Source organism: Shewanella marinintestina (genome assembly GCF_023283845.1).
Lineage (GTDB): Bacteria > Pseudomonadota > Gammaproteobacteria > Enterobacterales > Shewanellaceae > Shewanella > Shewanella marinintestina.
Genome location: NZ_JAKILC010000035.1, coordinates 1 through 4,933, shown reverse-complemented (window position 1 = coordinate 4,933; position 4,933 = coordinate 1). Strand labels below are relative to the sequence as shown.

Annotated in this window: 4 protein-coding genes, 4 tRNA genes and 1 rRNA gene; 8 read left to right on the top strand and 1 reads right to left on the bottom strand. The window is 43.1% G+C overall.

The genetic code is table 11. The annotated features are described in order from the left end of the window. The 4 genes from rrf to birA all read left to right on the top strand — a co-directional run. Window positions 1-113, top strand: a 5S ribosomal RNA gene (gene rrf, locus L2747_RS21250); the annotation flags it as partial. A gap of 96 nt (window positions 114-209) precedes the next feature. Continuing rightward, window positions 210-286 (top strand) — tRNA-Asp (locus L2747_RS21245). 663 nt (window positions 287-949) lie between these two features. Next, a complete protein-coding gene (gene murB, locus L2747_RS21240) occupies window positions 950-1,975 on the top strand; it encodes a UDP-N-acetylmuramate dehydrogenase (protein WP_249000912.1) in 1,026 nt (341 codons plus the stop codon). Window position 1,976: 1 nt separating this feature from the next. Continuing rightward, window positions 1,977-2,939: a bifunctional biotin--[acetyl-CoA-carboxylase] ligase/biotin operon repressor BirA gene (gene birA, locus L2747_RS21235; protein WP_249000911.1), complete on the top strand. Its 963-nt coding sequence runs from the start codon at window positions 1,977-1,979 to the stop codon at window positions 2,937-2,939. 29 nt (window positions 2,940-2,968) lie between these two features. On the opposite strand, the gene coaA is transcribed toward birA, so the two are convergent. Continuing rightward, a complete protein-coding gene (gene coaA / locus L2747_RS21230; protein WP_249000910.1) occupies window positions 2,969-3,919 on the bottom strand; it encodes a type I pantothenate kinase in 951 nt (316 codons plus the stop codon). Between the two features lie 234 nt (window positions 3,920-4,153). On the opposite strand from coaA, the gene L2747_RS21225 reads away from it, so the two are divergent. The 4 genes from L2747_RS21225 to L2747_RS21210 all read left to right on the top strand — a co-directional run. Then, a tRNA-Thr gene (locus L2747_RS21225) sits at window positions 4,154-4,229 on the top strand. Window positions 4,230-4,236: 7 nt separating this feature from the next. Further along, window positions 4,237-4,321 (top strand) — tRNA-Tyr (locus L2747_RS21220). 35 nt (window positions 4,322-4,356) lie between these two features. Next, window positions 4,357-4,430: transfer RNA gene (locus L2747_RS21215), tRNA-Gly, on the top strand. 197 nt (window positions 4,431-4,627) lie between these two features. Next, the coding region (locus tag L2747_RS21210; protein ID WP_249000909.1) for a GTP-binding protein at window positions 4,628-4,933 on the top strand (306 nt) is incomplete at its 3' end.

The window sequence follows — 4,933 nt, the reverse complement described above, 5'->3', positions numbered from 1 at the left end:
GGAAACCATAGAGTTGTGGCACCACCTGAATCCATTCCGAACTCAGAAGTGAAACGCAATATCGCCGATGGTAGTGTGGGGTCTCCCCATGTGAGAGTAGGTCATTTCCAGACGCCAATTTAAGATTTTCATTGAAAATCGAGTCTCCTAGCCCTGACAAGCTAGCGACTTAAAAAGCATTTAGCATAGTGCGTAAGCAATTTGCTAAAGGAGCGGTAGTTCAGTTGGTTAGAATACCGGCCTGTCACGCCGGGGGTCGCGGGTTCGAGTCCCGTCCGCTCCGCCAACATTAAGATAAAAGCCTCTGCAGCAATGCAGAGGCTTTTTTCGTATACGTATTTCAAAGAAAAATCAAAGCGAAATGCGCACGCAGTTTGCTAAATGAACGGTAGTTCAGTTGGACCGAGATTGTTCCAGACAATCTTCGGCATTCGCTCCATCCATGGAGCTTTAGACTCTTTTAAAAAGAAAGCGGCCTGTCTCGCGGTGGGGGGAGTGGGTTCGTTTCTTGATAAGAGCAAGTCCGCTCCGCCAACATTAAGATGAAAGCCTCTGCAGGAATGCGGAGGCTTTTTTCGTTTTGTAGTATTTATTAATCTAGTTGTGACGTCGCGGACTTTTACAAAAAATAGTCCGCCCCAGCTACGCTTCGAGTTCGTAAGCTCACAGCTATCGCTGTACTCACCCACAAACATTACGATAAGCCCTGCTAGCAATAGCAAGGCTTTTTCGTGTCTGAAATCTATTGGCTTGTTTGTTTTGTATACGCTATATTTGCCATTGAGCTTAGATTTTCTATAAATTCCCCGTTAGCGACAATTACCTTTAGTGCACTTAACATTCGCTTTTCTTCGATTGTTTAATCACGCTGCTACATCGAACATGCTCTATGCTTCTGCGATTTGCTTCTTTAGGCTACAATAGCTTTTTTCTTCCAAATGATATTCAAATGCCAACCAGCTCGCTTTACTCTCTTAAAGACTTTAATACTTTCGCGTTAGCACATGGCTGTGAGCAATTAGTTCGTGCCATTACGCTAGATGTGTTAGTTGATACCTGCTGCAAACTTTATCAAGCTAACCAGCCGATGCTGATTTTAGGTGGTGGTAGCAATATAGTTCTTTGCGAAGACTTTCTTGGCACGGTGGTGTTGGTTGAAACTAAGGGTGTTGATGTTTTTGAGGATGAAAACGATAACTACCTAACGGTAGCCGCAGGTGAGAGTTGGCATGATTTAGTTTGTTTTTGCTTGAATAAGGGCTTTTCTGGATTAGAAAACATGGCGTTGATCCCCGGGACTGTTGGCGCTGCGCCAATCCAGAATATAGGTGCCTATGGTGTTGAGCTAAATCGCTTTTGTGAATGGGTAGAATATGCTGATTTGAATAATGGTCAGCTAGTTCGTTTAAATGCCGATGAATGTGAGTTTGGCTACCGTGATTCTGTTTTCAAAAATGATTTGTTAGGCAAAGCCGTTATTACTAGAGTTGGCTTTAAACTGCCAAAAACTTGGGTGCCACAGCTAGGTTATGGTCCGCTTAGAGAGTTTGACGTTAAGCAGGTAACACCAAAGCAAGTGTTTGATTGTATATGTGAAACTCGCCGATCTAAGCTGCCCGATCCTGCTGTATTAGGTAATGCTGGCAGTTTTTTTAAAAATCCGGTAATTGATACAGCGCAGTTTGAATCTTTAGTTTCTGTATATCCTGATATGGTTGGCTATTCTCATGGAATAGGCCACACAAAAGTCGCTGCCGGTTGGTTAATTGATAAAGCGGACTTGAAAGGTCATCAAATTGGTGGGGCCGCGGTGCATAAAGAACAAGCGCTAGTTTTAATTAATAAGGGCGATGCGACCAGTGATGACGTTTTATTATTGGCGAAATTAATTATAGATAAAATAGAAGATAGATTTGGGATTAGATTGGAAGCTGAGCCTAGAATGATTACTGCAACTGGTGAAAGGAGTTTATAGCATGGCTGAACAATGGATTCGTAAACGTGAGATCCTAACTGAGTTGGCATTAGGCACATTTGTGTCTGGTGAGGCGTTAGCCTCTCAACTTGGGGTATCTCGCACTGCTATTAGTAATCATATTTCAGGCTTAGAAGAGTATGGTGTCGATATATATAGCGTAAAGGGTAAGGGCTATCGTTTAAATGGACCTATTTCTTTGGTTGATGAAGCTAAGTTAAAAGAGCAGATCGCCAACCGCTGTTTTTATTTTGATGAGATCCCTAGCACTAATGCGTTTATCTTAAAGCATGCAGAGGAATTGGTATCTGGTGATATCTGCGTTGCTGAATATCAATCAGCAGGACGCGGTCGTCGTGGTAGAGTTTGGGTTTCACCTTATGGCTGCCATTTATATTTTTCCATGTTTTGGCAATTCCCACATGGTATGGCTCAAGCTATGGGATTGAGCTTAGTGGTGGCCTGCTCGATTGTGACCGTGCTTGAAAAGCTTGGCGTAAAGGATGTTGGCGTTAAATGGCCTAACGATATTTACCTTGAGGGCCGTAAGCTTGCGGGGGTATTAATCGAAATGTCAGGTCAGACCGACAGTGAATGCAATTTAGTCGTGGGTATTGGTCTTAATATGGCGATGGGGGAGCAGCATGCATCTCTGATTGACCAGCCTTGGAGTGATTTGACGAGTCAACTGCAAATGCCGGATAAAACGGCATTACTTGCTTTGCTGCAAAAGCAGTTACAACAAGACCTAAGCTTATTCCAACAAGCAGGATTAACAGCATTTACTGAGCGCTGGGCTGCAGCTGATTTATTTGTTGGTCAGTCGGTTAAATTATTAATGGGCCAAGACGAAGTCCACGGGCTCTGTAAAGGCATCGATGACCAAGGTGCTATTGTTTTAGAAACTGAAAATGGCTTACAAAGCTATATTGGCGGCGAGATTAGCCTGCGCAAAGCAGACTAATTACAATTAGCTAGTATAGAGGTCTAAAGCTATTTACGTAATAGGACTTGATCCATCATATGATCAGGTCCTTTTTGTAAAATAAGGTGTGCTCTTTCACGAGTAGGTAAAATATTAAGGGTTAAATTTGGCCCATTAATCGTGTCCCATATGTTAGAGGCCGTTGCGGTCGCTTCTACATCATCAAGTTTTGAATAGTGATGGAAGTATGAGTTTTCATCACTAAAAGCTCCGGTTCTAAATTGCAGGAAGCGATCTATATACCAACGCTTTAAGAGTTCTTCATTAGCGTCAACATAAATCGAAAAATCTACAAAATCAGATACAAAAGGTCGTTGTGTATCTACAGGTGAATCTTGACCTGTTTGTAAAACATTAAGCCCCTCAATAATGAGTATGTCGGGTTGACGGACACTTTGCTGCTCATCTTGAATGCGATCATAAGTAATGTGCGAATATATCGGCGCATTGACTTCTGACTCACCCGCTTTTATGGCCGAAATAAACTCAACTAGGGCTTTCATATCATAACTTTCAGGAAAACCTTTGCGTTGTAGCAATCCTCGGCGTTTGAGCTCTGCTAGCGGGTATAGAAAGCCGTCTGTAGTAATTAAATCGACTTTAGGGTGTTCAGGCCAATGACTTAATAATGCTTGTAAAATTCGAGCTGTGGTACTTTTCCCTACGGCAACACTACCAGCAATACTGATGATGTAAGGTCGCTTTGGTGGGACATGTCCAAGAAATTCATTTAATGCAAGGCCACGTTGCTGCTTAGCGCCTACGTTGAGGTTTAATAAGCGGCTTAACGGCAGATATATATCTGTTACTTCTGATAAAGAAATCTTTTCGTTGAGACCACGCAAGTCGGCCAAGTCGTTTTCACTTAGCGTTAACGGCACCGATTCTCTTAGTCCAGACCATTGTTGGCGTTGAAAAGCGAGATATAGTGCATTTTGGATCTGGTTGGTTTGCGGCATCGCGAAGTTCTCCGTTAAGGAGGGCACATTACACCATGGAATTATTCTGAACAACTGTAATGAGATTTGTGCTGCTCGCTTTAAACGCTAATTGGTTTCAAAAGCTCTAAAATTGTACAAGAAAGCCACTTTGAGGCCGAAAAAACATCATTTGATCGTTTTTTTTAATATATTTTCACTTTAGCTATTGCACTTGTGCGCACATTTCCATAATATCCGCTACCGAAATGACACGCCGGCATAGCTCAGTTGGTAGAGCAACTGACTTGTAATCAGTAGGTCCCGAGTTCGACTCTTGGTGCCGGCACCATTTCTCTGGAGGGGTTCCCGAGTGGCCAAAGGGATCAGACTGTAAATCTGACGGCTCAGCCTTCGAAGGTTCGAATCCTTCTCCCTCCACCATATTCTAGGTAGTTAGGTAACCTGAAGTAGGTTCCGCGGATGTCGTATAATGGTATTACTCCAGCCTTCCAAGCTGATAACGCGGGTTCGATTCCCGCCATCCGCTCCAAAATCTTGCTGATAATACTTAATCAGTAGAAAGCACTCGGCAACGAGTGCTTTTTCCAGTTTAAGACTACCTATCAGCGCCAACCTTCTTCTCGCCAATCTAATTATCTTACTAACTGATTCGATGACATTTTGTATGCATCGGATTTTTTGCTATATGCAGTTTCATCACCAAAGACTTTGGATTGGGGCAATACCATGGCTAAAGAAAAATTTGAACGCGTAAAACCACATGTTAACGTGGGCACCATTGGTCACGTTGACCATGGTAAAACTACTCTAACTGCTGCTATCTCTGCAGTATTGACTAAGAGCTTCGGTGGTACTGTACGCGATTTCGCACAGATCGATAACGCTCCAGAAGAGCGTGAGCGCGGTATTACAATTAATACCTCTCACATCGAGTACGATACTCCATCACGTCACTACGCACACGTAGACTGTCCAGGTCACGCGGATTATGTTAAAAACATGATCACTGGTGCTGCACAGATGGACGGCGCT

Coding starts and splice junctions, on each gene's coding strand:
- murB (WP_249000912.1), top strand. CDS start 950: ATGCCAACCAGCTCGCTTTACTCTCTTAAAGACTTTAATACTTTCGCG.
- birA (WP_249000911.1), top strand. CDS start 1,977: ATGGCTGAACAATGGATTCGTAAACGTGAGATCCTAACTGAGTTGGCA.
- coaA (WP_249000910.1), bottom strand. CDS start 3,919: ATGCCGCAAACCAACCAGATCCAAAATGCACTATATCTCGCTTTTCAA.